Origin of the sequence: Komagataeibacter melomenusus, assembly GCF_013155395.1 — a bacterium.
In the GTDB taxonomy this organism is placed as follows: domain Bacteria; phylum Pseudomonadota; class Alphaproteobacteria; order Acetobacterales; family Acetobacteraceae; genus Komagataeibacter; species Komagataeibacter melomenusus.
Map to the genome: position 1 here is coordinate 21,006 of NZ_JABJWC010000013.1, position 26,802 is coordinate 47,807.

Genomic DNA, 26,802 nt, shown 5'->3' on the forward strand with positions numbered 1-26,802 from the left:
CCTACGCCTGAAGCCAGGCGGGATAACGGAGATGCCGTCGCCCCACCTCGATGAAGAAAGGGTCGCGCCTGGCGCCCCAGACCGCGAGCCCGTGGCCGGCGATCCAGAACACGGCCCCGACCAGCCACAGCCGCAGACCGAGGGCGATCGCTGCCGCCAGCGTGCCGTTCGCGATGGCGACGGCACGGGGCGCCCCACCCAGCAGGATGGGGTCGGTCAGCGACCGATGCACTGGAACATGAAATCCCGGCACCGCGTCATCGTCATATCCCGCCATCAGAGCAGTGCTCCGCCCGAGAAGCTGAAGAACGAGAGGAAGAAGCTGGACGCCGCAAAAGCGATGCTGAGTCCAAAAACAATCTGGATCAGGCGGCGAAACCCGCCAGATGTTTCCCCAAAGGCCAGCGTCAGACCGGTCACGGTGATGATGATCACCGAGATGATCTTGGCGACCGGTCCCTGCACGGATTCCAGAATCTCGTTCAGCGGCGTTTCCCAGGGCATGCTGGATCCCGATGCCCATGCTGATGACGCGAAAACAAGCGACAGCAGCATGGCGGTTCCGAATACACGAAGATCCGGCACATGCCGGTCAGGACGTGCGACAGCGCACACCACGGCGCGCAGACGTGAAGGCGGCCTCATGATGACTCTCCATTGGCAGAGAAGGATGTTTCGGAAGAGAAAAAGCTGAACGGACGGATGCGATAGGCGCCCGTCACGGGATCGAGACCATCGATTTCAGCCAGTTCGGAAAGGCGGCGGGCATTGCCGCGTCCGGACAGGACCGAGATCACGTCAATGGTTTCCGCGATCATGGCGCGTGGCACCGTGACCACCGCTTCCTGGATCAGCTGTTCCAGACGATACAGGGCAGCCAGCACCGATCCGGCGTGCAGCGTGCCGATGCCACCCGGATGACCGGTGCCCCATGCCTTGACCAGATCGAGCGCCTCAGCGCCACGCACCTCACCAATCGGGATACGGTCGGGGCGCAGGCGGAGACCGGACCGGACGAGATCCGAAAGGGTAATCACACCTTCACGGGTCCGCAGGGCAATGAGATTGGGCGCCGTGCATTGCAGTTCGCGCGTATCCTCGATCAGCACGATGCGATCACCGGTTTTCGCGACCTCGGCCAGGAGGGCATTAACCAGCGTGGTCTTGCCGGTGGATGTCCCGCCCGCGACCAGGATGTTTTTCCGCTCTGCAACAGCGCGGCACAGAAACACCGCCTGTCCCTCCGTCATGATTCCGGCGGCGACATAGTCATCAAGGGTGAACACGGCGACGGCGGGCTTGCGGATCGCGAAACTCGGGGCCGTCACGACGGGCGGCAGCAATCCTTCGAAGCGCTCACCAGTTGGCAGTTCGGCCGATACACGCGGTGCTTCCTCATGCACCTCCGCCCCGACATGGTGGGCCACCAGCCGCACGATCCGCTCAGCATCGGCCGGTGAAATCCTGTCGCCCGTATCGCCCAGCCCCTCGGACAGACGGTCGATCCAGAGCCGCCCATCAGGATTGAGCATCACTTCGATGATCGCGGGATCAGCGAGGTACCGGGCAATCGCCGGCCCCATCGCCGTGCGCAGCATGGACATGCCGCGTACCCTGGCCCCTTCATGGATGACGGAAACCGACATGACCTTCCCCCGTATGGGCCGAACGCAACGGACGAGCAGCGACGGGGATCATTAAGAAAGGCTGGAAACAGCGCGTTTCAACAGGAATTCAGGCGTCGTAGGACGGCAGCAAAACGCAGGGCAAAAATACTTGCGAGGTGCGGATTTTATGCCTCCGGTTCATCCGGTGCGCCGGGGGCCGAAACATCCTCCGGGATTTCCTGCTGGAGTCTTGGTCCCTGGGCCAGCCTGCGGCCAAGGGCGGCGACAAAATTATCGTAACGCGCCCCGGCCTGCGCCCGCGCGGCCTTCGCCGCCGGTTCGGGAAGCGGCGGGGTTGTGGTCAGCCAGAAGCGGATGAACAGCGCCAGGGTCTCCACCGTGATGCCGATATCACGCTCCAGCCGCGCGAGGCGCCGGTCCTGCCGGTCGAGGCGCTTCGACGTGGCAGCCTCGCGGCGCTCCTCGCCATCGGGCGAAAGGAAGGAGGCGACAGCAGCCTCGACGATCAGCGACATCGGCTGTGCGCGTCGCGCTGCATAGGCGGACAGAGTCTTCATCACCTCGGGGTCGAGATAGACGGAGATCTGAGCTTTCTTTTTTGGCATCGCCATAGCTGCCTCACAGTCCAAGTTCATCGCCACGGTCGAGCGATGCCTGCCGGGCGACGCCACGCATGAGATCGTTCATCCGGTTGTTGCGGGGTGCGATGTCGTCGAATTCATCGACCGGATCGGGCGTGAACTCGTTCTGCATCGGCTCTTTCTTTTCGACAGTGCCTTCGCCCAGTTCCGGCTGACGGCGTCGGGCGGACTGGTTCGGATCTTCTTCCTCATCGTCCATCATTGGCGTTTCAGTCGCCGCATCTGGCGCCGGCGGTCTGGGTGGAAGGGGACGGCCGCTCCAGTCGTCCGGGCATCCCTCCGTCGGGCGTGTGGGCTTCGGCGGCGGCAGAATACGCTCCTGAAAGCGGCTATCCTCGAAATAGCGGGCCTTCTTCGCGCGGATCGGATACAGCCCGGAGACCATGACAATCTCGTCTGCTGGCGAAAGCTGCATGATCTCGCCGGCCGTCAGCAGCGGGCGCGCGGTCTCCGAGCGCGAAACCATCAGATGGCCCAGCCATGGCGAAAGACGGTGGCCCGCGTAGTTCTTCATTGCCTTCATTTCGGTGGCGGTGCCGAGCGCGTCCGAGACACGTTTCGCGGTCCGCTCATCGTTGGTAGCGAAGCTCACCCGGACATGACAGTTGTCGAGGATCGAATTGTTCGGCCCATAAGCCCGTTCGATCTGGTTGAGGGACTGGGCGATCAGGAAGCTTTTGATCCGGTAGCCCGCCATGAAGGCCAGCGCCGATTCAAAGAAATCCAGCCGCCCGAGGGCCGGGAATTCGTCGAGCATCAGCAGGAGCCGCCGTCGCTGTGCCGCAGCCTCCAGGTCTTCCGTCAATCGACGGCCAATCTGGTTCAGCACCAGCCGAATCAGCGGCTTGGTCCGGCTGATATCCGATGGCGGCACGGTCAGATAGAGCGTCACCGGGCGATCACCATCGACGATGTCAGATATCCGCCATTCGCAGCGCCGCGTCACCTCCGCAACCACGGGATCGCGATAGAGGCCGAGGAAGGACATGGCGGTGGACAGCACACCCGACCGCTCGTTGGGAGACTTGTTCAGCAATTCACGCGCGGCCGAAGCCACGACGGGATGCGCGCCGGCATCGCCAAGATGCTTCGTCCGCATCATAGCCGACAGCGTTGTGGCAATCGGGCGCTTCGGGTCCGACAGGAAATTGGCGACACCGGCCAGGGTCTTGTCGGGCTCGGCATAGAGGACGTGCAGGATGGCACCGACCAGCAGGGAGTGCGAGGTCTTCTCCCAGTGGTTGCGCTTCTCCAGACTGCCTTCTGGGTCCACGAGGATGTCGGCGACGTTCTGGGCGTCCCGAACCTCCCATTCTCCTCGTCGGATCTCCAGCAGCGGGTTATAGGCAGCGGAGGTCGCATTGGTTGGATCGAACAGCACGACGCGCCCGAAACGAGAGCGAAATCCCGCCGTCAGCTCCCAGTTCTCACCCTTGATGTCATGGACGATCGCCGAACCGGGCCAGGTCAGGAGTGTGGGAATGACCATGCCGACACCCTTGCCGCTGCGGGTCGGTGCGAACGTCAGGACATGCTCCGGCCCATCATGCCGCAGGTAGGCTTTGCCATACCGGCCCAGCACCACCCCGTCCGGGTCAAGCAACCCGGCCTGGGCGATTTCAGCCGGTCCTGCCCAGCGCGCCGATCCATAGGTCTCGATCTTCTTTGCCTCGCGGGCGCGATGGATGGACAGGGCCACGGCAGCGGCGAACGCCAGCACGCCGCCTGAGCCTGCGATCCAGGCCCCGCGCGCGAATACAGCGGGGGCATAGGCATCGAAGACGTACCACCACCAGAAAAACAGCGGCGGCGCATAGACCGGCCAGCGAAGGAAGAGCACGAACCAGGGCCGACCGAGTTCAGGCTGGAAAGCGAGTTCCCATGCCGTCCATTCCGTCGCAGCCCACCAGGACAGGACGATCATGGACAGGACCGCCGCGACCTGTCCCCATTGAATACGTGTTCCGGGCTGTTCCATCTGCACTCTCCGATCCATCGGAGAAACAACGGACAGCCATCATTTCAGAGCATGCAAGGGTCTCGTCACCTCTGTCGCACCCAAGCGGTCAGAAGCGAAAAAATACTTGCATGGTGCGGTGCCCCACCACATGATCTCGTCATGCGCATGGCATGCGTATGAGGAGTCGAGACATGGCTGGCACTGTCACCCGCACCACGCATTACGATCGAACAGCCCCGCGACGGCCGGTCAATCTGTCGCTCAATGCCGATCTGCTAGCCCAGGTTCGTCAGGTCACGCCAAACCTCTCTGCGACGGTCGAGACCCTGCTGGGCGACTATCTCCATGCCGCACGTGAGAAACGCGAAGACGAGCAACGGCAACTGGATGGCGTGATCGACGCCGTGAACGAACTGCATGCGCGGCACGGCTTCCTGAGTGACGAATTCTCGACGCTTTGACCCGATGCCGCAATTCGCCATCTACCGAAACCCTGGCCGCAATCGGGACATCCCCTTTGTCGTACAGATCCAGAGCACTCGGCTAGAGCGCAGTGTGGGTCGCGTGGTCATGCCGCTCGTGCGGCGATCTGCCGGTAAGCCGCCAGACCATCCCCTGACGCCGCACCTTTGCGTCGAGGGTGAGGACGTTTTCGCCAACCCGTTTGATCTGGCGACTGTCCCCACCACGCAGCTGGGAGCCGCCATTGGCATCCTGGCCGAACGCGATCAGGACGCGATCTTCAGGGCGCTGGACGAACTGGTCAGCAGAGCATGAGAAGCGCGGAACTTCAGCTGTCGCTCTCATGTCGGTCATTTCCAGTGTTATACCGCGCGCGGGAAAGCAGACATGATAATTGAAAATTTAATAATCTATGCGGAAAAGCTCTCAGGAAATTTTGAGATTAGCATTGTTCTCTACTGCTTTGTGCCGCGCAAAAATGGTATACTTAGAGCCACGGGTATAAGTTAAACTCGTTGTATAATTGGATAAAACCATGTTTCTTCGCAACATACGTATCAAAAACATACGATCGATCCGAGAGCTAGATTTGCCGTTCGGTGAACGCAGTAAGGGCCGCAAATGGACGTATCTGTTGGGTGAGAACGGAACAGGAAAAAGCACGGTCCTTCGCTGCTTGGCTTTGGCCCTAGCAGGAAGTGATGCTTCTACGGAATTGGTTGGAATACCTGACGAGTGGATTAGGCTAGGGGAGCAGAGGGCTCAAATCGAAGTCGAATTTGTAACTGCGAGCGGTGAGCCGCGCCGCTCTTGTCTGACTTTTATTCGGGGCATGACAGTTCTGGAGTTTGCGATAAAGAACAAGCCCGATCTAGAGCAGTTAGATGCTGCTCTAGCTAGAGCGACACGCAATTATTTTGTCGTTGGCTATGGAGTGACCCGACGCTCTCAGAGTTCGCGCTATTCTTTCTCAGAAGCCACTTCAGGCTTCCGATCTGTAAGAGCAGGTGCCGTCGGCACCCTTTTCAATCCTGAAACGACGCTGATTTCCCTTGAACAATGGGCGATGGATATCGAATACCGTCATGGTAAGGCTGGATTGAATGTAGTTCGAAAATCGCTCAACGAGTTGCTTCCGGATGTCAAATTCAAAGGTATTGATCGCCAACAACGACGTTTGATGTTCGAAACACGGGATGGCATTCTTCCGATTTCGGCGCTTTCTGATGGTTACCAGACAATGGCCGCTTGGTGCGGTGATCTTTTGTGGCAGATCACGGAAACTTTCAACGACTATAGGGATCCATTATGTGCTCGTGGCGTAATATTAGTAGATGAGATCGATATTCATCTACACCCCGTCTGGCAACGCCGACTTGTGTCTTTTCTCAATAAATTGCTTCCTAACGTGCAAATTATAGCGACAACTCATTCCCCCCTAACGGTCCATCAAGCAGGAGAGAATGAGCTTTATGTTCTTCGGCGCCAAGACAACGAGGGCGTAGTTCTACAAGGTTACGAAGGAGCTCCAAATCGCTTGCTTTTGCCGCAATTGTTAGAGAGTAGCCTGTTTGGCCTAAACTCCCTTGATTCTCTGCAAGTACAAAGTTTACGAGAAGAATTACGGGAACTCCAAGGTATTGGAAGCAGCCAACGTCGTCCTTCGGCAGTAAAGGACAAACGTATCCGAAAAATCGAACGGGACCTTCGGTCGGTTTCGAACTGGGAAGAGGTGCCCCCTTATCTCCAGCGTACGAATCTTCTCCTTGAGCGGGTTGCGACTATGCTCGACCCTAATACTGAATCGTCATCACCTGAAATATTAACTAGTCGATCAAACCCAGACCGGAGTAAAAAATCGGAATGATCAAGTTGAAGCGCCGCCGAGTTACCACACAGGTTCCAAAGCGTTTTCAGCAGCCAAAACTTAACGTGGCCGCTTCTTTGTTGGCATCACATTACTTTGATTACATAGCAAAGGGAAAATTTGATTTCAAATCAACATCTTGGAAACCTGCAAAAAGTGCGCTGAAAACCGATACCGGAGGGAAATGCGCTTATTGTGAAGCTTCAACTGATGTCGTTGCTCACGGCGATGTGGAACACTTTCGTCCTAAATCCATTTATTGGTGGCTAGCTTTTACTTTCGACAATTACCTTTTCAGCTGCCAAATATGCAATCAATCTTTTAAGGGTGATCAATTCCCTATTTCCGGACCAATTCTAAGCGGGCCTACAATGCCTGCAGCTCTTCCATCAGGGACGGGTTTGCAAGCATTGCTTACCACCTTGACTCTTGATGCAACGGCTATGACTGACGCTCAAATAGCAGCCTTGTGGTCAAGTGAGAATGCTGATTTGCCACATCCCTATCTCGAAGATCCTGAGTTATTATTTATTTACGAAGCGGACGATATAAATAAGGAAATATGGGTGCGTTCTACTGGCAGTGCACGCGCCAATCGTGCACTCGCGGCCGTTGAAAATGTTCTGGGTCTTAATCGCGAAGAATTGCGGCGCTCACGTTACGCGGGATATAGAACCTTTGCAATTCTGAATAAGACCCTCAAGTATCTGCCTCCTCTTGGCCAACGTGAGGTCATTAAAGAATTACGGTTGCAACAAGGCCGCACCCAGCCATTCGCTGGGATGAGCCGCTATTATGCCAAGCTATGGGGATTGCCAGGTCCATTTTAGCAGCCTGTCGGATTGGAAGCCAAAATCGGCCTTATTCATAACAATCTTTACAAAACACAGCTTTTGATCTCAATTACTCCATTACGCAACGAGGTGAAGGAAAAATTAATGGTTGCAAAGATTATAGATGAAATGGGGAATAATCCTCCGCAAGAAATTTCGGCCCTTATAAAGCTCTTAAGCGTAGTTCCACAAGAAGATGCGTATAGAGATCTGATTAATGAAGGTCTAAGAAACCATAAGAACTTCAATCAGCGCAAAAAATTACTTGATACCGGAGCTTTCAGCATAGAAGATTATACGTCTCTTTTGCTCACGTGTGTGGATGGACCGGGAGGATTAGGACTTTATTCTACAATGCCTCTATTTAATCGTCTTATTGAATGGGGAATGGTTGTAGAATATCCCCTATCTGATCCTAGAACTATGGTACATTACTACTGGGAGAAAAATAAAATTAAATCACTAATAAATCTCGGTATTGTCGATAATATTCTTCTTGGACCTAGTTATGTCGCGCGAAAATATCACAAAAGCGTTCCGCCTGTGTATGTCAAGCAAAAAGGCTGTGAGTATATAGGGACAGGGTTTATTGCATCTAGTATGGAAAATATTGATAGACGTTTTATTGTCACCGCAAAGCATAATATCAACCCAGATGAGGGTATCGAATTTTTGGGATTAGGGGATTCCGCAGAAAAAATTATCAAACCTTGTGATAGAACATGGATTTTACACCCTAAACTTGATTTGGCCCTGCTTGAAGTGGAATGCGATAATACTATTACACCGATTTTTCCTTTGGGTGATCTAGCAGTACTCATGAGAACAATTACCCTCGGCTATCCACGTATAGCTACGACTGATGCACCGTACCTTTTGGCCCATGGCGGCGAACTAAATGCCCTCGTCAACACTTACTTAGGCGAAGACCGATTGATCATTTCAAATGTAGTCGCGCCTGGGAATAGCGGAGGGCCTGTATTAGGCGAAACGGGGCTATGTTTGGGCGTAGTAGTCAATTCATTGGAGAGCCATCATGAAGGAGGAATAGAAAAAGCAAATTCTGCAATACCAGCCAACCATGTTTTAGATTTTATTAATCTCCATTGCTCCGGGTGATGCTACAATATTTTCCAGCTTTGTTTGATTGTATACCTGCTTATCAATGTTTTATGTTGGGAAGCGGATTGGCGGCAATCCTCGCCTAACGGTCAGTCATCATTCCACAATCCACCAGTAGTCCAAGGGTCGAAGGCGTTCTCGTCCTCGGCATTCCGGTTGTTAAACCGAGGGAACGCGACCAGGCATGCCTGCCAAACGGTTCACAATCCAATGCCCCTATTCTGAGAGAAGCTCCAGTCAATCCCGCCATCACCGCGCGCAACCCCGGACACATGCCGTTCACGCTCCTTCTCCAACGATGGCGTCCAAGGTACAAGCTGGAACTGAATCCCGTCATCGATCATCGCATAGCGACCCGAAGCCAGCACCATGCGCTGACGATAGGTGCCAGTGACATACTCCCCGGAAGCCGACTGGTGGAATGTCCGACCCGTCTCGGTGGCCAGCCGCTCTCCGACTTCCCGGACCTCACGGCCCCTGAGCGTCCCGATCAGGTTGCGCGCCAGGATCACCCCCTGCGCCCGGCGTTCGGCGAGGCCCTGCTCGATAAGCTGCTCCGCCCGCCGCTCCATCGCCTCACGTACCTCAGTTCCAAAGCCGGCCTGGCCCAGCGCCACCGGATCGCGGGCCGCAGCCTGCCGGTCGAGCCAGGTCGCCCCTCGTGCCGTCACCTGATCCTCGATCGATAGATCGGAACGAACAGCCAGGGCAACACGACGCTGCCCCTTCCTGTCATCGAAGGCACGAAGCTCCACAACCGCCCCCATGCTGCCATCACCAGTCGCATCGAGATTGGGAAAGCGGATATGATGCGTGCGGCCATCCACCCCGTCGACGACGGCATAGGCAGTGCCTTTCAGTTCATCGTCCAGCCCGCGATCGACCAGCCTGCCGATGACGGCGACGTCGAGGCTTTCACCCGCCAGCACATAGTTCGATGTGCTCCGCTCGATGCCGCGCTCAGCCAGCGAGCGGTGGATGCGCTTGATGATGTCGCCGCGTTCCCCAAGTTCGCGCAACGTCGCCTCAGCGGATTCATCCAGCATCCATTGTCCCTGTCCGACCTGATGGGCGAGGCCAAGCCCCTCCAGGCAGCGCAGGCGGCCGACCTTCAGGGTCTCGAACGGATCAGGCTGCCGATCCGGCGCTGGCGCCATGTCGATGATGCCGTTACGGCCAGCATCACGCTGGAGCTGCCGGTCAAGCTGGGTCCAGTATTCGGCATCGACCTGACGTTCGAGGGCACGGTGAATTTCGATGTCATTGCGCTGCCCGAGTTCCTGCGTCACCAGATCCTGGGCGCGGGCGCGCAGGCCCTCCTTGATATAGTCGCGGGAGATGACGAGATCGCTGCCATCCTCGGCCACGCCGCGCACGAGGATATGGACATGGGGATGACCGGTGTTCCAGTGATCCACCCCCACCCAGTCCAGCTTCGTGCCGAGGTCTTTTTCTATCTGCCCGACCAGTTCGCGGGCGTAGCCCTTGAGGTCGGCCATATCGGGGGCGTCCTCGGGCGAGACGATGAAACGGAAGTGGTGGCGATCGTCTTCGCAGCGTTCCGCAAATGCCTTCGGGTCAGCATCGTCGATGCCCGGACCGAAGAGCCGTGCCTTCTCACCGTCCATCGTCACCCCTTCCCGGCGCAGGTAGCGAAGATGAGCGGCGAGAGGCGCCTTGCGCCCGCTATGGCGCACGACACGGGCCTTGACGGTGACGCAGCGGGCGCGGCTGGTCAGCAGGCGATTGGCTCTGGCTGCCGCGACACGGCCACGCCCGAAGGACGAACGGGAACCACTGCCGTTGCGGCCCGATCGGAACCCACCACCTCCGGCGCGCTGGGCCGAGGCGAGGGCCTGGGCGACGAAGGGCTTGAGCCGCTGGGCGCGCGGCGAGCGGATGCGACCCAGACGGGGCTGGAATTCATTCTCGCGGACCATTGACGCCCCCAATGTGCGAAAAAGCCCGGTGCAACAATGGAAAACAGGGTCGGCAAACATTGCCGGAAGGAGCAGAACATTGTTGGGAGAACGAAAAAACATAGGAAAACCAACACCCCAACCGAGGCGCAATGTGCGCCCTTTTATCTCGCCTCTCATTCTCCAAGCCCCAGAGCGCCTGTTCACCCTTCGCTGCACCCACCCTGCGATGCTGGATACCGTGCAGACTGGCATCCTGGGGTAACCGGACACCGGCAAGAAAAGGGAAGTCTGAGCGCGCCTTCATGGCAGTGCTCCCGATGCGGAAGAGACAACGAACAACCCACCGGAAAGCGGCCTAACAGGCGCGAGACCATGCGCGATAATGTCACTTCGAACACCATGCGATGGCAGCTTCATTGCAACCGGAACGCCCTGCCCCGCATCGTCTGACTGCACAGCGAAAATCGGCGCATGAGTCCAGAACAGCGGATCGGGATGCGAAACCGACAGCAACGATTCAGCACCGCCCTGACCGATCAGGGGCAGCAACCCGGCGACATAGGCACGCGTTTCAGCTGGCAGCGGGCGTTGCCGATCACGGTAATCCTCGTAGCGTCCCGGCCCGGCGTTATAGGCTGCCAGAAAGCCCGGAGAGCCATAACGATCGTGCATCTCGCGCAGGAACGCAGCGCCTGCGAGAATGTTGTCATGCACATCGAATGGATCGCTTCCCAGCCCGTAACGTGCACGAAGGTCGGCCCATGTCGCAGGCATGATCTGCATGAGTCCACGCGCGCCCTTTGCAGAAATCGCGCCGGTATCGCCACCGCTTTCAGCGCCCATGACAACCCGTATCCACGTCGCGGGAATATCGAAACGCTGCACGGCTTCAGCGATCACCGCACCGTAAGGATCGGTGTCAGCGGGCGCTGGAACCGATGCCGCCCATGACGGGTCAGGTGCGCTCGATACGCCGATTGCAATGACACCGACAGCGAGGAAGAAGATGCGTCGCATCGTCTCATTCCCCGCGTTCAACACGCCGTGACGGACGCGTCCAGTTCAGCACCCAGACCGCACGCTCCCCACCGGCACGGAAGAGATTGGCGCGGATCGGTTGTGCAAAGGCGGGGTCGTCGAGGGCTACGGCGATGTATTCACCAGCCCTCTCGCCGGTGCGTTTCCAGCCAGCACCAACCTCCGGGCCATCGGCATCGGTGAGATGGATGCGGTAATCCGGGGCATGTTCGGCGTCGGAAAACTCGGCCGGAACGAGAAGGATATCCTGCGCCACGGTGAGGGTGCGAATGCGCCCGGCAAAGCCGGTTTTCGTGCGCGTGAAAAGACCGATCTGTGCCATTTCATTGCCCTTTCAGGGACGGATTGAAGGTCACGGTGACAGGCTGCCTGCTCCCGGACGGAAGCCAGACCGGGGTTGCGCGTCCGATGATGGTGGGGAGAGACGACAGGCCGAAATATCGCCCGTCGAGACTGCGTGGCTCAGCCGGGTTCATGACGAAGACTTGGCCTGCAGCGAGGCGTTGCCTGCAGCGAGGCGTTGGCACCCCTGCCAGACGGGTAATGAGCGGCCACGGTGATCGACCGATTGCGCGTCGCCAGCGAAGTGCCCGTCGATGGTGATGCGCTGCCCGGTACGGCACACGGACTGCCCTGCGATAGCCGCTACGGGCTTGAGCAGGGGCACACCGAGAGGGAGATAGCCGCGCGTTGCCAGCAGCATCGCCTCGCGCTCGGGCAGACGGACAGCGACCAGATCACCAACATGCGGCGCGGGGTTCATATGCAATCGGTAGAGCCCGACGGGCACGCTCGCCGTCTCGTTCCAGATCAGCCGTGGCGCAGGATGAACGACCATCGACGCACCCACACCGAGCACGGCAAAATAGGTCGCAAAGAACCAGCCACGCCGGGTCATGACATCACCTGCCGCCGCTTGAGCCATGCTGAATGCTGCTCGCGCGTATAGGCACGCGGCTCATGTCCGACAGTGATGCGATGGTGCAGATGCCGCCAGTATTCGGGTGCCGCGTCCGCCGGATCGAGACCCAGCGTCTCAATGGCGTTGATCGCCTGAAGCACGCGCTCGACCCGTGGCCAGCTATCGACACGCAGCAGGATTTCGCCGCCAGGACGCACAAACGGGAGGGTCTGGAATGGGCTTCCTGCCGCCACCGCCCGCACGATGTCGATGCGCGAGACCGTGGTGCCCAGATCGTCCGACGCCCAGCGGACGAAGGCAAAGATGCTGCCCGGCGCGAAACTGGAAATGCTGCGGCGATCGTCAAGGATCTGTTCGTCAGCGCGTTGACCGAAGCGCAACCAGTGCTCGACACGTTTGTCGATCCAGGTCAGTTCGACATGGGTCAGCGACGTCGCGCGCAGATGCGTCGGCGAAGGAAGTCGTCCATTCATGGCACGTCTCCGGAATTGTCAGGGAATTCGCGGGCCAGCAGCGCGCGTAGCGTATCGGCGACGGTCATGCCGCGCTGGAACGCCGCGACCTTGATGCGGGCGCGCAGGGCCGGTGTGACGTCGATCGTCAGCCGGGCGGTAAAACTGTTGGCGAGCGCAGTCCTGTCCGCTGCCTTTACCCAACGCTCAGGGTCGGCAGGACGCGATGCGAAGCCGTTTCGGGATGATGTCCCGGTCATGACGCCAGCCCCCCGATCTCGGCCGCCAGCGCGGCGATTTCACGGGCTGCGATCCCCTGCGGTCGCAGGTCACAGACCAGGCGGCCGGAACGTGCGGCATCGGCGAAAGCGACCCGCTGGCCGATCCGCGCCATGAGCGCCGCCGGGTCATGCCCGGCCAGCGCCAGCCGGGTCTCGCGGGCAATGACCGTGCGCGTGGCGCAGCGGTTGAGCACGAAGCGGGCCAGCAGACCGGGACGGAAGAGCCGCGCTTCGGCCAGCAGCCGCAGCATCTCGCCCGAGGCCCAGCCATCGAACGGCGAAGGCTGGGCGGGAATCAGCACCAGGTCGGCGGCCAGCAGGGCGGAGCGCAACAAGGACGCCACACGCGGAGGACCGTCGATGACGACGTGATCCACCCCCTGAGCCAGTTCCGGAGCCTCGTGGTGCAGCGTGTCGCGCGCCAGTCCTACGACACCGAACAGTCTGGGCAGCCCTTCCCTCGCCCGCTGTGCTGACCAGTCCAGCGCCGAGCCTTGCGGGTCGGCGTCGATGACCGTCACGCGCCGGCCTTCCCGAGCCCATTGGCCGGCAAGATGCAGCGCCAGGGTCGTCTTGCCGACACCACCCTTCTGGTTGAGGAGCGCCACGATCATGGCCCGCCTCCACGCCCCTGTCGGCGGGAGACGGACGGGTCACGGCCGTTATCCGCAAGGCGGCCCGTCCCATCAACATAAGAGTTAGATTCTAAGTTAGTTAAGTTAAGGACCGGAATCGCCGTTTCAGGCCAAAGACTTAGCTGGGGTTTGCACGCCTGAAGTCCCGATAGTGGCACGCCTGATGTCCCGATAGTCCCAACGCCCGAAGTCCCGATACCATCCACATGACTATCCACAGGATCTGTGGATAAGTCGGCTGGGAGGATTCGGAGCAACTCACGCGTGCTTTCACGCTCGATGCCCAGCCGGTAACCTGGCAAGGACTGACGGGCGACAATGCGCCGGATGTCGCAGGCGAAGTCAGCCACCCTGGCGAGACTGCCGGATTTTCTGTGCAGATGGGCGATCTCGAAGGCCCAGCCCGCCTGCTGTCGCCCGGCATGCTTGCGGGCGACACGATAGAGCCAGCGTTCGATGCCGCCGGTCAGGCGGAAATAGGCCGGATCGATGGCCAGAACGAGCGAACGGTCGATCACGCCGCGATAGAACCATTCGGGAATGACGATCTCGACACCGGCGGCGCGGCCCGTCTGGCTGGCACAGATCTCCCATTCGGTGATCCAGGAGAACTGCTGGCGACGCCAGTTCTGGCCGTTGCGGATCGTGGTGGCGACTACGGTGGACTGGAGGCGGGCCAGTGCCGCCTTGAGCAGCCCGTAATCCCGCGCCCCCGTCTGACGCCCGATACCGCTCAGGAGCTGATAGGGCGTAAAACGCAGGAAGCGCGATGTCGTGAGACCAAGATTTTCCGCCTCGACGATCTGGCTGGCGGCCCAGATCAGCACATCGGCATCCCAGATCGTCGCCATACCGTGCTCGGGCATGCCGAGGACTTCGACACGGACGTCGCCAGCCTCGTAGAGGATCGGCACCGTGCGCTTCGCCTTGGCGAGCGAGAAAAATGGTCGCTCCATCAGGTCACGCTGATCGCGCGGGCTGGCATCCCCGCCGGAAACCACGAACGGGTGGAGCCTGCTGCGCTCGCTGGCGGGCCGGGAGTGCGGCATGCCTGACGCGGTATTCATCGCGGAACCTGCCCGGCGGCGCGCGCTGCGTCGTAATTCGGGTCAGAGGTGGACTTGCACGCGCCGGCCGCAGCCCAGAGGTCGAGATCGTCGATCAGATAGACGACGCGACCGCCAAGCTTGCGGAACGTCGGTCCCGTTCCGTGGCAGCGATATTTTTCCAGAGTGCGCGGGGAAAGGCCGAGAATCCGGGCAGCTTCATGAGTGCGCAGATAGCGCGTCGGCGACGGTGCGGTTCGGTCGAGCATGGTACGCCTCCATCTGGTTTCGAAGCGCCGCAGAGATGGGGCGGCGGATCAGGATGACGGTGGCGCAGAAAACAGGCGTTGGGGGTGGACGAAGATTTTTCGGACTCAATGTCCACCCTCGACGGGTCGTGACGCGCCGGAGCGCGACCGGACGTAACCGGGCGGGGGACAGCGTTGGAAAAATGGAGGGAAACAGCGCAGGAGAGCGAAAAAGCGGCTGACGCTATCCACCGCGCAAGAAATCGAGATAGCCGCCCCGGACCCGGTTTTCCGCATCAAGAAGCAAGCGTTCCGCATGGCGACGCGCCGCCGTATTGCGCCATTCGACCGCCGGTAAACCCGCCTGCCATGAACGGTTCGCCGCGATGGCGATGTCGCGTGTGGTTCCACCAGCCTGGTGGATATCGAAAGCGAGCAGAAGCATGATCTGCCGCGCACGCTGGAGCGGTGTAAGCTGGAGGGCACGTGGAAGCAGGGCGACGCGCTGACCGCGCTGCCTGCGGAGAAAACGCAGCGCCACATCCAGACGCAGTTCGGCGACCGCATCCATCGGCAGCAGCACGGCAGGGCGGCTTGCTGCCGATGGAGCCAGAAGGCGGACGAACAGATCGCCAGCGGTATCTCCGATCGCCAGCCACGTGTCGTCCATGTCGTCATGACGGGACAGGATCGTCCCCAGCACCGTCGGCTCAATGGGGGCAACGACCGCGAAATCCGACGGCGCTGGCGTGAGGATCAGCGTCGCCGGTGAAACCTCCGGCCGCCAGACGATACGACCACGCCGGGCAGGTTCATCGGGAGCATGGACAAAAGCACAGCCCCCAGCGATGGACAAACGCCGCGCACTCGGCAGCAGCATCGACACCCCGACGCGCGATCCGCCGTTGCAGGCGGGCGTAGTCGCGACGATACGCCGCGTTACGACGCAGGAACTCGACGGCAAAACCGGAACGGTCCAGAGTGCTGATATGGTCGCGTATTTCCGGTGAACGCCAGAAGGGTGTCGGCATGACGGCCTCTCTCTGTCTGGCCCCTCATACGGCAAGGGGGCAGCCTCGATTAACCGGACCGGAACCGCGAGTGCATAGACCCTGAATTTTTATCGGGGAGAGTGCCGAGGAGGACGGAGACGCGGGCTGGCGAAGTCCGGCTATTGCAGACGTGGCGCCAGCAGATGCCCGTAGCCGACTTCGGTCATCCAGCGGGCCCGTGCCAGATGACTCGCATGGACAGTTCTGGCGCGTTCGGGTTCGCGCGCGGGATCGAGCCCGAACAGCACCTCGACCACTTCACGCCAGTCGGCACCTTCCTCCTCGGCGATCAGCAGGCGCAGGTAAAGTTCGAGATGCTGCTCGTCGTATGGGTTCACACGCGCCGTCAGAGGTGGACAATCCTGAAAAGGCAGGTCGGTCATGGCGGTCCCTCGTGATACCGCAATCAGATCGATGTGATAACAAATCCACGCAATGATGATCGTCCGATGGTTCCGCGCTGACATAAAAACAACGCAGCGCCAGACAGGATGACTACGAAAATCAGGTCGCTCAGGACGGGCCGCGTCCGCGACGCCCCACATTCTGTCGCGCCTGGGGATCGGCAGTCTCGTGAAGAAACATCACACCACGCCCTTGTCCGGACTCGATGAACAGGATGCCCGCCGCCTCCAGCGCGCGGCGGACCTGGTCGATCGTGCCCTCCTGAACGCCAAGGCCGCGCTCGGATTCGAGGCGCTTGAGCGCGGTCAATGCTACGAGGGCCTTTTCAGCGAGCCGTTCCTGTGTCCAGTTCAGAAGTGCCCGTGCCGCCCTAACCTGTCGGCCAGTGATCATCCATGATCACATCCGACATGCCGGACATCCACACCAGAAATACGACTATAATAGTCGCATCGTGGAGATTCAATATCGTTCTTTCAGGGGGATGGTGAGGAAAAACCGGCGTCCTGCTTCCGATAGGACCGCCAGTGGGCCTGCCATCGGTACGGGCGACCAGACGAAAAGACCCCCGCTCTATGCGGGGGCCTCTCCGTCGCGGCATTTCGTTGCGAATTGCACACATGCCTGCTTCAGTTCACGCTCGATTTTGGCCCGCTCACGGTGGCTGAGGTGAAAGCTGGTCAGTTCGGCGCGCAGCATCTGGATATGGTCGTGTAACGTGGTCATCGTCCTGCTCCTTTCGTTTCTCGAAGACAGGACTCCGCCTCATGCACGCGTGAATCGGGTCAAGGGATCGCCGCAGGCGACCGCGCCAGCGGCGCGCGGGGGAGCCGATTTTGTCTGGTGTGCCCGTAGGGTGCGCCGGGCAAAATTGGGGGGACCGCGCGTCCTTGAGGCGGTTCACGTCGGGCATGGTACAATGGGAAGGCTGAGGGAAGCCCTGTTCCCCTTCCCTGCCCGCACACGGGTGGATCGGGCGCGACGCGATGGGGACGCCCGCCGTTTCCCGATCGATCATACGAAGACCCCGCCCGGACCGGCCGGGCGGGGAATCGTTGGCACCTCACTCGCCGTTGCGGCGACCGTTGGGGCGAGACCAGATCAGGCTCCAGGTCTCGCCGTCCTCGTCATTGAAGAGGTTGGCGAAGATCGGGGCGTTGAAGCTCGGATCGTCGAGCTTGAGGCCCAGATAGCTGCGTCCCTCGTTGGACTGCTTGGACCAGGCGGCTCCAATCTCGGCCCGGTTGACGAACACCCGGTGGCTGGGGGCGTTGTCGCTCTGGCGTCCGGTCTCGGGAACGATGCGGACATTGCGGACCTGAACCGAGAGGGTGACGATCTCGCCGACATACTCGTTGCCGGACTTCTTGAAGGTGCCGATGGTGGCCATGATACTGCTCCGTGATCTCTGTTATCGAGCCCGCACCATTGCGGCCTCGATGGCGATCGACGAGCCGGGGGCGATCGGCGGCGCACCCTTCAGGGCCGCAGCGCAGCGGAGGACGGCGGGACGGAATTTTCTTGTCTCGCGAGGAATGATGGCGCAGCCGTCAGGGGAAGAAAATTACGGCCTGCCGTTGCGCCAGAGACGATCGAGGCGCAGCCGCCCCTCGGCTAGATCAGCCATTTTCAGAGGCCGTATGCGTGCGTGGCCCGACAGAGCGACCATCACGGAGGACATGAGGCCCCCTCGGCGTACAGGGTCCGGCAGGAAAGAGCATGAGCGTCGTCACGCGTTCGTTTCGGGCCATGACATGACCCGTTCCGGGGACGATGCCAGACAGGTTGCCGCGCTATCCGCTGCTTCTGTCAGCCGGTCGCGGGCGAGGGCCGTCCATGATCGGGTGGTTCCAAGAGGAAAGCGACCAGGGCCAGTAACGCGTTGAGGCAAGCCAACGCCGCGTCAGCCGCCCTCCCCTGATGACAGGACTGGCAGCCATACGAAGCATCTGGTCTGGTCCCCTGCCTGCAGTCTGCCGGGGCAGGGTCAGACGCGCGCGATGTTTCCGCCGGACGGTCCGGGTGAGGCCACGGCTGTAAAGCGGATGAAAGCGGTGATCCCCACCGCGATCGCGCCGATGACGGAACAAAAGAACTGCCATGCCGCAGACGGCATCATCATCTGGGCAATCCCATGTGTGGTGCTGTAGCCCATGATGATAGCGGGCACGGTATAGAGCAGGACAATCAGCAGCCTGAGCCACGCCCAGGGCACGCAGGCGAATGCGATCTGGCCGAGAATGAAGGTCGCGGCTCCCGCGACAAACCCGATGATGACCGCACCCAATAGGCCGGCACCGGCATCAAAGGCCCAGAGCGCAGCCATCAGACCGGTAGCACAGGGCAGTGCGAAAATTGCGACGGTGAAGAAGAACCAGCACAGGAAGCCAATGCCGGCAACGAGCAGGAAGGGAGCAAGGATGAACATGGTAGTGGTCTCCGTGCAATCGACGATGTCGGACGGGTGCGCCTGCCACCACCACCACGGCGCAGTCGCATCATAGCGAAAATGATGTGTCGACGGAACGAGAATCGTACTGGCGCCCGACGATACCGAACTGGCCTTCTATGCCCGCGCCGCGCGGATCGCGGTCACGGGTAATCCGGAGTGAAGACGGCGCTCACGCGCCGCCTCCGAACCGCAGGACTGGGATACCGAGCTTTTTCGCCTTGTCGGCCAGATTTTCCTGAATGCCGGTTCCGGGAAAGACGATGACGCCGATCGGCATTGTGTCGAGCAGCGCATCGTTGCGGCGGAAGGGCGCTGCCTTGGCATGCTTCGTCCAGTCCGGCTTGAAGGCGATCTGCACGATCTCGCGGTGATCGGCCCAGCGAGACGCGACGAACTCCGCGCCCCTGGGCGAACCGCCGTGTAGCAGCACCATGTCGGGATGCTTGGCACGGACCTTGTCCAGCCGATCCCAGATCAGGATATGGTCGTCGAAATCGAGACCACCGGTCACGACCACCTTAGGACCGGGCGGAACCAGCAATTCGCCCTCGGCCTTACGGCGGGCATTGAGGAAGTCGCGGCTGTCGATCATGGAGGCTGTCATGGTGCGGCGTGACACCAGCGAGCCGGTCTTCGGTCGCCACGCGCTCAGGGTCAGGTGTTCGAACTGCTCCTGCGCCTCGTCGCGGAAGATCTCATAGGCGTTGCGACGCTCGATCAGGGTCAGCCCTTCGGCAATCAGCCGCTCCAGCTCCACCGAGCGGATCTCGCTGCCATCCTGTTCCTGCTGACTGCGCTTCTGCGCCTGCTCGTTGCGGTCAAGCTCACGCTCGACCTGGCCGACCATGCGATGGAAGATGTTCACGGCAGACCAGAGCAACGCTTCGAGATCGGGTTCCAGCCGCGTGTCGGTCAGGGTCGCGCCGATGGCGTCGAAGATATCGGCGACCGCGCCACCGATGCTATGCGCTTCGGGCAGCGGTCTCGGATCGGGCTCGTCTTCGAAGGGACGGTAGCCATACATCTGGAGTTCAGCCAGCACATGCGCGGTGGAGGAAGCGGCGTGCGGCGGCTCAAAATCGTCAGTCGTGCGGGTCATGATGCGGTCCTCCCAGGTCTCCGGCCGCGCCCTTCGCGGCCTTTCCGGGGGCGGATAGCGGCAGACCAGGGACGGGCCGGAACCGCGCGCTTGCGCGCGGCCGCAGCACAGCGAAGGATGGCAGGGGGCCGGTTATTTTGCTTCGCGATGTAAAGCGCCCCCACAGGGGCGCGACGGAAAATAGCCGGTCCCCGCCATTGAAGGTCCGACCCGGCTGACGCCCGCTCCCCACCTGAAAGGCCGGGGCGCGGACCTGCCGGACGGGAGACACGACAAAACCGCTGACAGAAGACGGAAACCGCCCGCCCCTCTTTCCGGCCCGCTCAGGTGCCGGCAGCCTCCAGAAATCGTGCCACGTCCGCTGGCGCGAGTTGCGGATGCAGGATCGCCCGCAGCGCACCGCGTCCAAGGGCACGGAGATCATCGTTGAAATCGCCCAGCCGTGGCGACAGGCCGATCAGTTCGATCCCGGCGTCATGCGCGCGGGCGTGCAACGTCGCCAGCGCCTGATCCCCGGCCGGGTCGTCATCACGCAGAACGTAGAGCCGGCGCAGCAGCGGCGGAAAGATCAGGGACGCGAGATGCGCTGAGGACAGGCAGGCGGCCAGCGGCAGATCGGGCAGAACCTGCCGCAGCGACAGCACCGTCTCGATACCTTCCCCGGCAGCGAGCACGTCGGATGCCACCCCGAAACGCACGGCGTGGCCGAGCAGCCCGCCCAAGGCACGACGCGGATGATCGACCGGTGCCTTGCCACGCCCTTCCGCCGCCAGCCAGGTGCGATGCACGCCGGTCAGAGTGCCGTCGAGGTCGGTGACGGCGGCGATCATGGCTGGCCAGGTCTCGGTCGGACCGTCCTCGTCCGGGCGATAATAGCAATGCGGATGGAAGCGCAAGGCTCCGGCTCCGTGCAAAAGCGTAATGTCGCGTCTACGGAGATACGCTTCTACGGACGTGCCCGCGATCGGCCCGGACATGGCCCAGAGCCGACGCGCGGCTTCGGAAGAACTGGCAGGTGCGCGTTCCTGAACCGGACGATCCCGCGATAACGGGACCGGATCGGGACGGGGCAGGCTGAGGAAGGCACGCGCCTCGTCGACTACATCGCGAAAATCCACCAGGCCGAGGCTTGCCCGGATCACGTCGAGCAGGTCGCCATGCTCGCCTGACTGTGCGTCCGTCCATTTTCCCGCCCTGCCATTGGCAGTGTCGTGCAGCCGGACGAACAGCGACCGGCCGGGCGTATTCCGCACGTCACCGACCAGCCAGTAATTGCCGTGGCGGCGACCGGCGGACAGATACCGCCGGCACACCGCCTCCGCGTTCTCCGCCAGACGGCGGGCCAAATCGCCCGCATCATGCAAGGTCATCGTCCTGCCCTCCTGTTTCGGGATTGCCTCCGTCCAGGGCGATCGCCAGCCAGCGATCGGTGGTCATCCAGGAAATCGTCTTGCGCCGCCCCAGGTCAAGCAGATGCGCACCGCCACTGAAGGCGGCGATCCGGAGACGTGAACAGCTATTGGCCCACTGGAACCCCCATCGGCCGCGCAACCGGAATGTTCGCGCACAGCGCAGCACGAAGTCCACCACCTGCTGCGGATCACCGGTCACCTCATCGTGCATCCAGAGTTTGGTGCCGCCATATTCCGGCACGATCGACAGGACAAAACCGTCAGAGGGCGGGTCTTCCGCCGCCAGTTCGTCCATGAACGCGTTGTAGAGGTCGAGCGCCTTTGCCGCGTTTTCCACCGTGCCCACATCGAGCACGCAGGAAAAATGCGTGAAGAAATCAGCCATCGGAATGACTCCCGAAACGAAAAAGCCCGGCGCGATGGCCGGGCTCGTATAAACGTATTGACGGAAAGACGGAGAAGCGGCTTTCAGGAAGCACGCTCCATCAGCCTGCGGGCCTTCTCTTCCAGATTCAGCCGCGTGTCCTGATTGGCCTTCGTCCGAGCCAGTGCGGTAATGCCCTGCACGAAATCGAACACGCTCTCGGGCTTGCGCCCCTCCTCGTTCAACACGGTTTCAATGATCTTCGTGGTTTCCGGTTTCGAGAACCCGCGACGCCGCAGGAAATTTTCCCGATCATCATCGGTTCTGGCCACCAGCGCCTTGCGAGAGGCCTGAATACCTGAGACGAATGAGGCCGGGCTGGCCGTGGCGAAATTCCGCAGCGCCGGTGTGGCCTGATGCACGAAACGGGAAGCAGCAAACTTGCTATGCCGGATCGTGATCTGTTCGAAATTTTCTACGCCCCACAACATGCGATTCTGGCACACTCCGCGCAGATAGAAGGACGAGATGCCGAGGCTCTTGCTACCGACCTCGCTGTTCCAGGCATAGAAACCCCGGAAATAGAGATCGGGGTCACCATTGGGCAGGCGTCCCGCTTCAATGGGATGCGTATCGTCGACCAGAAACAGGAAGACATCGCGATCTGACGCATACAGCGTGGTCGTTTCCTTGGTGATGTCCACGTACGGGTTATGTGTCATGGTCGCCCAGTCGATGACACCGGGCACCTTCCAGTTGGTATCGCCCGTGCCGTCACCGGCGATCTTGCGCACCGCGCCCACCAGTTCATGATCCCAGATGCGGCCGTAATCCGGCCCCGTGACGGCGCGCAGTTCCACACGCCCGTCTTCCGTCTCCAGCGTTTTCACCAGTTCTGCGCGGTGCGACAGTAGCCCGTGCTGCAGATTGATCGCCGCCAGTGGGGCCGGCAGGTTACGCAGGTACGACGATGGCGCGCCGACCAGGCTGCACATCTGGCCGAACGACCAATGCGTCGGCGCGATCGGTTCATTTTGTCCCGGCACGGTCAGGGTCAGACGCTCGGCATTGTCGCGGGAGGCCTCGACACGGATGGCGCGGCTCTCCACCGTGCGGGCCGTGGCCCGATCCGCCCGCGCCAGGGTCGCTGCATGCAGGTCGGACAGGGACAGGTAGCGCTCGTCATCGGGCCGCGAGAACCATTCGGACGAGACGCGGGCGCTGCGTTCGCCACGGGAAGGATCAATCCGGAAGCCGCCAGACGCGGCGCCACAGGACGCAGGGGGCAGGATAGTGGTTGTGGTCATGGAAAACTCTCCTCTGATGCCGGTTATTCGGCACCTAAGGCGAAGCCGACCTCTCCCTCTTTCCGGGGCGCCGGACATGAAAAAAGCGGCTTCCGGGCACCGGAAGCCGCTGTCTCAAAGTTCCTAGACCTCATAAGGGCTACTCTGCGGCGATGGCCTCCATATCCCCGCCTGCCGTCACTGTTTCAAACTGTGCCTGATCGGCCAGCCCTACGGTCCGCAACGCCTCGGGCAGCCAGCCCGAACCATCAAGCAGCCGCTCGGCCTCGCGGGCCATATCGGGCTTCTTCAGGTGGGCGATGCGCTCGGCCGCCTCATTGCCACGCGCTTCCTGCACGGCCTGCAGGATACGGGCCTTGGTCACCCGGCCGAGATAGTTCTCGACCGTGGGCTGCCAGCCTGCCTCGACCAGATCAAGGCTGAGGGCCGATGCCAGACGGTCTGCCCGTTTGAGACGCTCGGTGACGCTGCGCTGGGACACCGCGCCATAGGCGGGCATGCGCTCGTAGAGCGCGTTAATGCCGAAAGACAGGCAATGGGCCAGCAGCGCCATACGGCTTGCATCGTCCAGACTGTCAATCCAGCGCCACAGCGCATCCTCGTCATCCGGCAGATCATGCTTCCAGCCCTCATTGCGCTGGCGCAGTGCATGCGCTGGCAGGCTGCCCGGCATGTCGGGCGAATGGACCGGCAGCGCGATTTCCCGGACACAGGCTTCAAGGCAATCCGCACCCGGCGTCTGCCAGTAAACATCACGCACCAGCGTATGCAGCATTTCGGTCAGCGCGATGTGCGGGTTGCTGGCAAAGGCATCTCTCAACACAAGCGTGCGCCAGGCCGTCAGTTCGGTGAGTAACCGGTCAGGCAGCGGTTTGATGCCGTCTTCTTCCTCGGGTTCAACGTCAGCAGCAACGCTATCGCTCACTTCGCCTTCATCGTCACCATAATCAGCAAGACGTTCATCCTGCCCATCATACGCGGGATGATCGTATTCATCCGAACCATTGGCATTATCGGTCTCTTCCGGCCCAGCCGGCATGTCTTCGGGTAGCACGAAGCCGCGCTCCACCTGCAGCGTGCCATCGCTGTCGAGACTGACAAAAGCCCCTGCCCGCGCCATGTCAGCGGGATCAAACGCCAGAGGCCGTTCTTCCAGGGCAAGAATACCCTGCTCGATCTCGCCCAGCCGCGCATCGACCTCGTCCGGATATTCATCGGCCTGGGCATATTCGGCCTCGATGGTTTCCTGCTCGGCGCGCAGGGCTTCGAGGCGAGCAGTTTCGTCCTCGGTCAGGGGCACTTCCGTGCCGTCGATTTCCGCGAACTGCCGGGTATGTTCCCATGGGAACGACAGGGCCGCCTCGACCCATTTCCAGCCCTCTGCACGGATATCTTCTGCGGCTGCGTGCAGCTTTTCCATAACCAGCCGGTCCAGAACGGCTGGATCCTGCAGCCAGCCACCATCATCGACTTCGAACAGGTCGCGCATGATAGGACCACCGGCCGCAAGATAAGCGTCCAGTCCGACGAAGCGCACGCGACGGTCCGAGGCCCGCACGGTTTTCTCCGTCAGCATGCGGCGGATGACATAGGGTTCGCGGTTATGGCTCTGGGCCACGATCTCCCAGACCTGTTCCTGCCGGGCATGATCATCGCTGATGGAAAAAGCCATCAGCTGTTCCAGCTTCATGCCATCCTGCTCGTAGATCTCAAGCAGTTTGTCGGACACGGTCATCAGCCGCAAACGCTGTTTGACCACGGTCGGTGCCACAAAGAACGCGGCGGCGATTTCCTCCTCGGACATGCCCTTCTCCAACATGTCACGGAAGGCGCGGAACTGGTCCAGCGGATGCAGGGCCACGCGCTGGACATTCTCGGCCAGGGAATCATCCTCGGCGAGAATGGCCGACCCGACCTCGCGGACCACGCAGGGCACCGGGGCCGTCTTCACCAGCTTTTTCTGCTTCACCAATAGTTCGAGAGCACGGAAACGACGCCCACCGGCGGGCACTTCATAGCTGCCGGTCTCGGCCCCTTCGCCGTCAAGGATGGGACGAACATTCAGGCTCTGCAACAGCCCGCGGCGTTCGATATCGCGGGCCAGTTCCTCGATCGACAGGCCGGATTTCACACGCCGCACGTTGGACTGAGACAGCACCAGCCGGTTGAACGGGATGTCACGAGAAGAACTGAGGGTGATTTTGGGAATAGCGGTCGCCATGGCGAAAAACTCCATGACGGGCGGACAGGAGACACTCTCCCACCCTCTCAACCCGTCACGAAAATCCGCGCAGCCCCCTGACTCTGATGGCCGCACCCGCACCAACCCGCCCCCTATTCCCAGCAGAAAAATGTCGGCAACTGGGAGTGAACTGAATGTCGGTTATTGGGAAGGAATGACCGAAAGCAGCCATTCGCAGCATTTACGTGAATGACGGCTACACAACCAGGTCAAGACATTCTGCGCTCGACCGCAGACGGCCATTCATAACACAACCGGTCATTCTGACGCCGCGAGGGAGTTATGGAAACTCTCCGTTTTCCGCGCTAGGTTCGACGGAGATTAATAATTTTAACTAGGGCCAAACATTGTTTCAAACCGAATTGAGCGGCGCCGACAGAAGGCGCTAGTGATCTCTTTGGACGTGGTTGGCGAACAACTCCTCCGGTGATGGCCCCCGCCCCGCTAGTGGCCGAGTATAGTTTCCATTCGGGCCTGTAGCGCTTGGGTCAGCGCAGCGAGGCCCTCGCGATTGTTGAGGTAATGCACGTACCTCAGGTGCCGTAGGTCGAATGGAACGTCGTGCGCGCTTTGCGTGATGATGATGACCTCACGGCCGAGCGTGTGCGCGATGCCTGCCTCGTAAAAAACATTCGGGTTCCGGTTTGTGCAGTCACAAATCACAATACGGGCTCGGTCGATGAGATTCACGACGTCCTGAATGATGCCCGGTGCCTCCCAAATTTCATCCGCACGGCGAGAACGAAGGCCACAATTGACCGCCGCCTGTTGAATGGCGGCGTAAACATTCGAGAAACCCGCGTCGAACGGCATCATGACCGACACCAACTGCTGCTCTATCGCTTCATGCTCCGCGATTTGGAACACGCTCGGCCGCTGGCGGCGGGGCCGGACATTGCTGAGAAGGAACTGATATAGATCGAGTTCCTTCACCGCCCAGTGGTTCCGCGAGAATTCGAAGTCTTCCGGCATATCGAATTGACCGCGATTATCCCAGATCAACCTGTTGGTTAGAGGCGGCACGTCTGGGTCAAGCATGTAGCTGAAGCGGACTTCGCCATTCACGATTCTCGGTCGGATGGCGGAACCGACGCGGCAGATTTCATCCTGCCGCCCTTCCTGCATGAACAAGCAGGGTAGCGCCGCGAGGCGATCCATTAGGGGCTGACCTTCGTACCGAAACTGCGCGGCGATAGCTGGATCAGTGTACTCGAATACCCGCTCCACCGGCATTGATGCGTTTGGGTTATTCCAATCGATATAGCGCATTATCAGATTGAACATCTGGCCTCCCATGTCGCTTCATTTTTAGGTTTTATCCCGCTGTATTGCCACCCATTTTCCGAAACTGGGTGCAGAGCGATCCAGTGATCGACCTAAACGGGCACCCGATGGGTTCAATCAAATAGATC

At 60.6% G+C, this 26,802-nt stretch carries 32 protein-coding genes and 1 pseudogene; 6 read left to right on the forward strand and 27 right to left on the reverse strand.

The features are described 5' to 3' along the window. Position 1: 1 nt before the first annotated feature. The 5 genes from HNW77_RS07025 to HNW77_RS07045 all read right to left on the reverse strand — a co-directional run bounded on the left by HNW77_RS07025 (position 2) and on the right by HNW77_RS07045 (position 4,247). Positions 2-277 (reverse strand): VirB3 family type IV secretion system protein, encoded by a 276-nt coding sequence (locus tag HNW77_RS07025; RefSeq protein WP_172156426.1) that lies wholly within the window; start codon positions 275-277, stop codon positions 2-4. Continuing rightward, complete coding sequence (locus HNW77_RS07030; RefSeq protein WP_172156428.1) at positions 277-645, reverse strand: TrbC/VirB2 family protein; 369 nt, start codon at positions 643-645, stop codon at positions 277-279. The genes HNW77_RS07025 and HNW77_RS07030 overlap by 1 nt, the downstream gene beginning before the upstream one ends. After that, on the reverse strand, positions 642-1,598 hold the full coding sequence (trbB, locus tag HNW77_RS07035) for a P-type conjugative transfer ATPase TrbB (protein WP_408886772.1): 957 nt from the start codon (positions 1,596-1,598) through the stop codon (positions 642-644). The genes HNW77_RS07030 and trbB overlap by 4 nt, the downstream gene beginning before the upstream one ends. Before the next feature lie 194 nt (positions 1,599-1,792). Next, positions 1,793-2,239: a CopG family transcriptional regulator gene (locus HNW77_RS07040; protein WP_172156430.1), complete on the reverse strand. Its 447-nt coding sequence runs from the start codon at positions 2,237-2,239 to the stop codon at positions 1,793-1,795. A 7-nt stretch (positions 2,240-2,246) separates the two neighbouring features. Then, positions 2,247-4,247, reverse strand: a complete 2,001-nt coding sequence (locus tag HNW77_RS07045; RefSeq protein WP_172156431.1) for a conjugal transfer protein TraG — start codon at positions 4,245-4,247, stop codon at positions 2,247-2,249. A 173-nt stretch (positions 4,248-4,420) separates the two neighbouring features. Here HNW77_RS07045 and HNW77_RS07050 point away from each other — a divergent pair, with 173 nt between their 5' ends. The 5 genes from HNW77_RS07050 to HNW77_RS07070 all read left to right on the forward strand — a co-directional run bounded on the left by HNW77_RS07050 (position 4,421) and on the right by HNW77_RS07070 (position 8,510). Further along, positions 4,421-4,690, forward strand: a complete 270-nt coding sequence (locus tag HNW77_RS07050) for a type II toxin-antitoxin system CcdA family antitoxin (protein ID WP_172156432.1) — start codon at positions 4,421-4,423, stop codon at positions 4,688-4,690. Next, positions 4,668-5,006, forward strand: a complete 339-nt coding sequence (locus tag HNW77_RS07055; protein ID WP_338033779.1) for a CcdB family protein — start codon at positions 4,668-4,670, stop codon at positions 5,004-5,006. The genes HNW77_RS07050 and HNW77_RS07055 overlap by 23 nt, the downstream gene beginning before the upstream one ends. Positions 5,007-5,226: 220 nt before the next feature. Next, positions 5,227-6,558, forward strand: a complete 1,332-nt coding sequence (locus HNW77_RS07060; protein ID WP_172156433.1) for an AAA family ATPase — start codon at positions 5,227-5,229, stop codon at positions 6,556-6,558. Then, on the forward strand, positions 6,555-7,388 hold the full coding sequence (locus HNW77_RS07065; protein WP_172156434.1) for an HNH endonuclease family protein: 834 nt from the start codon (positions 6,555-6,557) through the stop codon (positions 7,386-7,388). The genes HNW77_RS07060 and HNW77_RS07065 overlap by 4 nt, the downstream gene beginning before the upstream one ends. A gap of 12 nt (positions 7,389-7,400) precedes the next feature. Then, positions 7,401-8,510, forward strand: coding sequence for a S1 family peptidase (locus HNW77_RS07070; protein WP_172156435.1), 1,110 nt, complete (start codon positions 7,401-7,403; stop codon positions 8,508-8,510). 203 nt (positions 8,511-8,713) lie between these two features. Here the strand turns inward: HNW77_RS07070 and HNW77_RS07075 are convergent, their stop codons facing one another. Continuing rightward, positions 8,714-10,141, reverse strand: a complete 1,428-nt coding sequence (locus HNW77_RS07075) for a relaxase/mobilization nuclease domain-containing protein (protein WP_241694341.1) — start codon at positions 10,139-10,141, stop codon at positions 8,714-8,716. 30 nt (positions 10,142-10,171) lie between these two features. Here HNW77_RS07075 and HNW77_RS17690 point away from each other — a divergent pair, with 30 nt between their 5' ends. Further along, positions 10,172-10,456, forward strand: a complete 285-nt coding sequence (locus tag HNW77_RS17690; protein ID WP_241694342.1) for a hypothetical protein — start codon at positions 10,172-10,174, stop codon at positions 10,454-10,456. A 279-nt stretch (positions 10,457-10,735) separates the two neighbouring features. On the opposite strand, the gene HNW77_RS07080 is transcribed toward HNW77_RS17690, so the two are convergent. The 21 genes and pseudogenes from HNW77_RS07080 to HNW77_RS07175 form a co-directional block, all read right to left on the reverse strand. Further along, complete coding sequence (locus tag HNW77_RS07080; protein WP_172156437.1) at positions 10,736-11,452, reverse strand: lytic transglycosylase domain-containing protein; 717 nt, start codon at positions 11,450-11,452, stop codon at positions 10,736-10,738. Between the two features lie 4 nt (positions 11,453-11,456). Next, positions 11,457-11,795, reverse strand: coding sequence for a DUF736 domain-containing protein (locus HNW77_RS07085; RefSeq protein ID WP_039733991.1), 339 nt, complete (start codon positions 11,793-11,795; stop codon positions 11,457-11,459). A gap of 1 nt (position 11,796) precedes the next feature. Continuing rightward, positions 11,797-12,371: pseudogene (locus HNW77_RS07090) on the reverse strand (S26 family signal peptidase). Further along, on the reverse strand, positions 12,368-12,868 hold the full coding sequence (locus HNW77_RS07095) for a DUF2840 domain-containing protein (RefSeq protein WP_172156438.1): 501 nt from the start codon (positions 12,866-12,868) through the stop codon (positions 12,368-12,370). The pseudogene HNW77_RS07090 and the gene HNW77_RS07095 overlap by 4 nt, the downstream one beginning before the upstream one ends. Then, on the reverse strand, positions 12,865-13,107 hold the full coding sequence (locus tag HNW77_RS07100; RefSeq protein WP_172156439.1) for a hypothetical protein: 243 nt from the start codon (positions 13,105-13,107) through the stop codon (positions 12,865-12,867). Before HNW77_RS07100 ends, HNW77_RS07095 begins: the two co-directional genes overlap by 4 nt. Beyond that, positions 13,104-13,742: a ParA family partition ATPase gene (gene parA, locus HNW77_RS07105; RefSeq protein WP_087607232.1), complete on the reverse strand. Its 639-nt coding sequence runs from the start codon at positions 13,740-13,742 to the stop codon at positions 13,104-13,106. Before parA ends, HNW77_RS07100 begins: the two co-directional genes overlap by 4 nt. Further along, positions 13,739-14,830, reverse strand: a complete 1,092-nt coding sequence (locus HNW77_RS07110) for a replication initiator protein A (protein ID WP_172156441.1) — start codon at positions 14,828-14,830, stop codon at positions 13,739-13,741. The genes parA and HNW77_RS07110 overlap by 4 nt, the downstream gene beginning before the upstream one ends. Continuing rightward, the gene (locus HNW77_RS07115; RefSeq protein WP_087607231.1) at positions 14,827-15,078 is read right to left on the reverse strand and encodes a helix-turn-helix transcriptional regulator; all 252 of its coding nucleotides are present in this window, start codon (positions 15,076-15,078) and stop codon (positions 14,827-14,829) included. Before HNW77_RS07115 ends, HNW77_RS07110 begins: the two co-directional genes overlap by 4 nt. Before the next feature lie 223 nt (positions 15,079-15,301). Further along, a complete protein-coding gene (locus HNW77_RS07120; protein WP_187353201.1) occupies positions 15,302-15,937 on the reverse strand; it encodes a DUF2285 domain-containing protein in 636 nt (211 codons plus the stop codon). Further along, positions 15,870-16,088 carry a transcriptional regulator domain-containing protein gene (locus HNW77_RS17695; protein WP_241694343.1) on the reverse strand — a complete coding sequence of 73 codons (219 nt, stop codon included), beginning with the start codon at positions 16,086-16,088 and terminating at the stop codon, positions 15,870-15,872. The genes HNW77_RS07120 and HNW77_RS17695 overlap by 68 nt, the downstream gene beginning before the upstream one ends. A 140-nt stretch (positions 16,089-16,228) precedes the next feature. Then, on the reverse strand, positions 16,229-16,492 hold the full coding sequence (locus HNW77_RS07125) for a DNA -binding domain-containing protein (protein WP_087607229.1): 264 nt from the start codon (positions 16,490-16,492) through the stop codon (positions 16,229-16,231). A gap of 130 nt (positions 16,493-16,622) precedes the next feature. After that, positions 16,623-16,907: a helix-turn-helix domain-containing protein gene (locus tag HNW77_RS07130; protein ID WP_172156442.1), complete on the reverse strand. Its 285-nt coding sequence runs from the start codon at positions 16,905-16,907 to the stop codon at positions 16,623-16,625. Positions 16,908-17,087: 180 nt separating this feature from the next. Next, on the reverse strand, positions 17,088-17,240 hold the full coding sequence (locus HNW77_RS07135) for a hypothetical protein (RefSeq protein WP_162900377.1): 153 nt from the start codon (positions 17,238-17,240) through the stop codon (positions 17,088-17,090). Between the two features lie 337 nt (positions 17,241-17,577). Continuing rightward, the gene (locus HNW77_RS07140; protein ID WP_025813381.1) at positions 17,578-17,904 is read right to left on the reverse strand and encodes a DUF736 domain-containing protein; all 327 of its coding nucleotides are present in this window, start codon (positions 17,902-17,904) and stop codon (positions 17,578-17,580) included. A gap of 597 nt (positions 17,905-18,501) precedes the next feature. After that, positions 18,502-18,942, reverse strand: coding sequence for a hypothetical protein (locus HNW77_RS07145; RefSeq protein ID WP_172156444.1), 441 nt, complete (start codon positions 18,940-18,942; stop codon positions 18,502-18,504). A 193-nt stretch (positions 18,943-19,135) separates the two neighbouring features. After that, positions 19,136-20,065, reverse strand: a complete 930-nt coding sequence (locus HNW77_RS07150) for a DUF2493 domain-containing protein (protein WP_172156445.1) — start codon at positions 20,063-20,065, stop codon at positions 19,136-19,138. A gap of 323 nt (positions 20,066-20,388) precedes the next feature. Continuing rightward, positions 20,389-21,435, reverse strand: a complete 1,047-nt coding sequence (locus HNW77_RS07155) for a DUF7146 domain-containing protein (RefSeq protein ID WP_172156447.1) — start codon at positions 21,433-21,435, stop codon at positions 20,389-20,391. Beyond that, positions 21,422-21,862 carry a hypothetical protein gene (locus HNW77_RS07160; protein ID WP_172156448.1) on the reverse strand — a complete coding sequence of 147 codons (441 nt, stop codon included), beginning with the start codon at positions 21,860-21,862 and terminating at the stop codon, positions 21,422-21,424. The genes HNW77_RS07155 and HNW77_RS07160 overlap by 14 nt, the downstream gene beginning before the upstream one ends. 83 nt (positions 21,863-21,945) lie before the next feature. After that, on the reverse strand, positions 21,946-23,148 hold the full coding sequence (locus HNW77_RS07165) for a DUF932 domain-containing protein (RefSeq protein WP_172156450.1): 1,203 nt from the start codon (positions 23,146-23,148) through the stop codon (positions 21,946-21,948). A 139-nt stretch (positions 23,149-23,287) separates the two neighbouring features. After that, positions 23,288-25,369 (reverse strand): ParB/RepB/Spo0J family partition protein, encoded by a 2,082-nt coding sequence (locus HNW77_RS07170; RefSeq protein ID WP_172156451.1) that lies wholly within the window; start codon positions 25,367-25,369, stop codon positions 23,288-23,290. Positions 25,370-25,834: 465 nt separating this feature from the next. Beyond that, positions 25,835-26,674 carry a hypothetical protein gene (locus tag HNW77_RS07175; protein ID WP_172156453.1) on the reverse strand — a complete coding sequence of 280 codons (840 nt, stop codon included), beginning with the start codon at positions 26,672-26,674 and terminating at the stop codon, positions 25,835-25,837. Between the last annotated feature and the right edge of the window lie 128 nt (positions 26,675-26,802).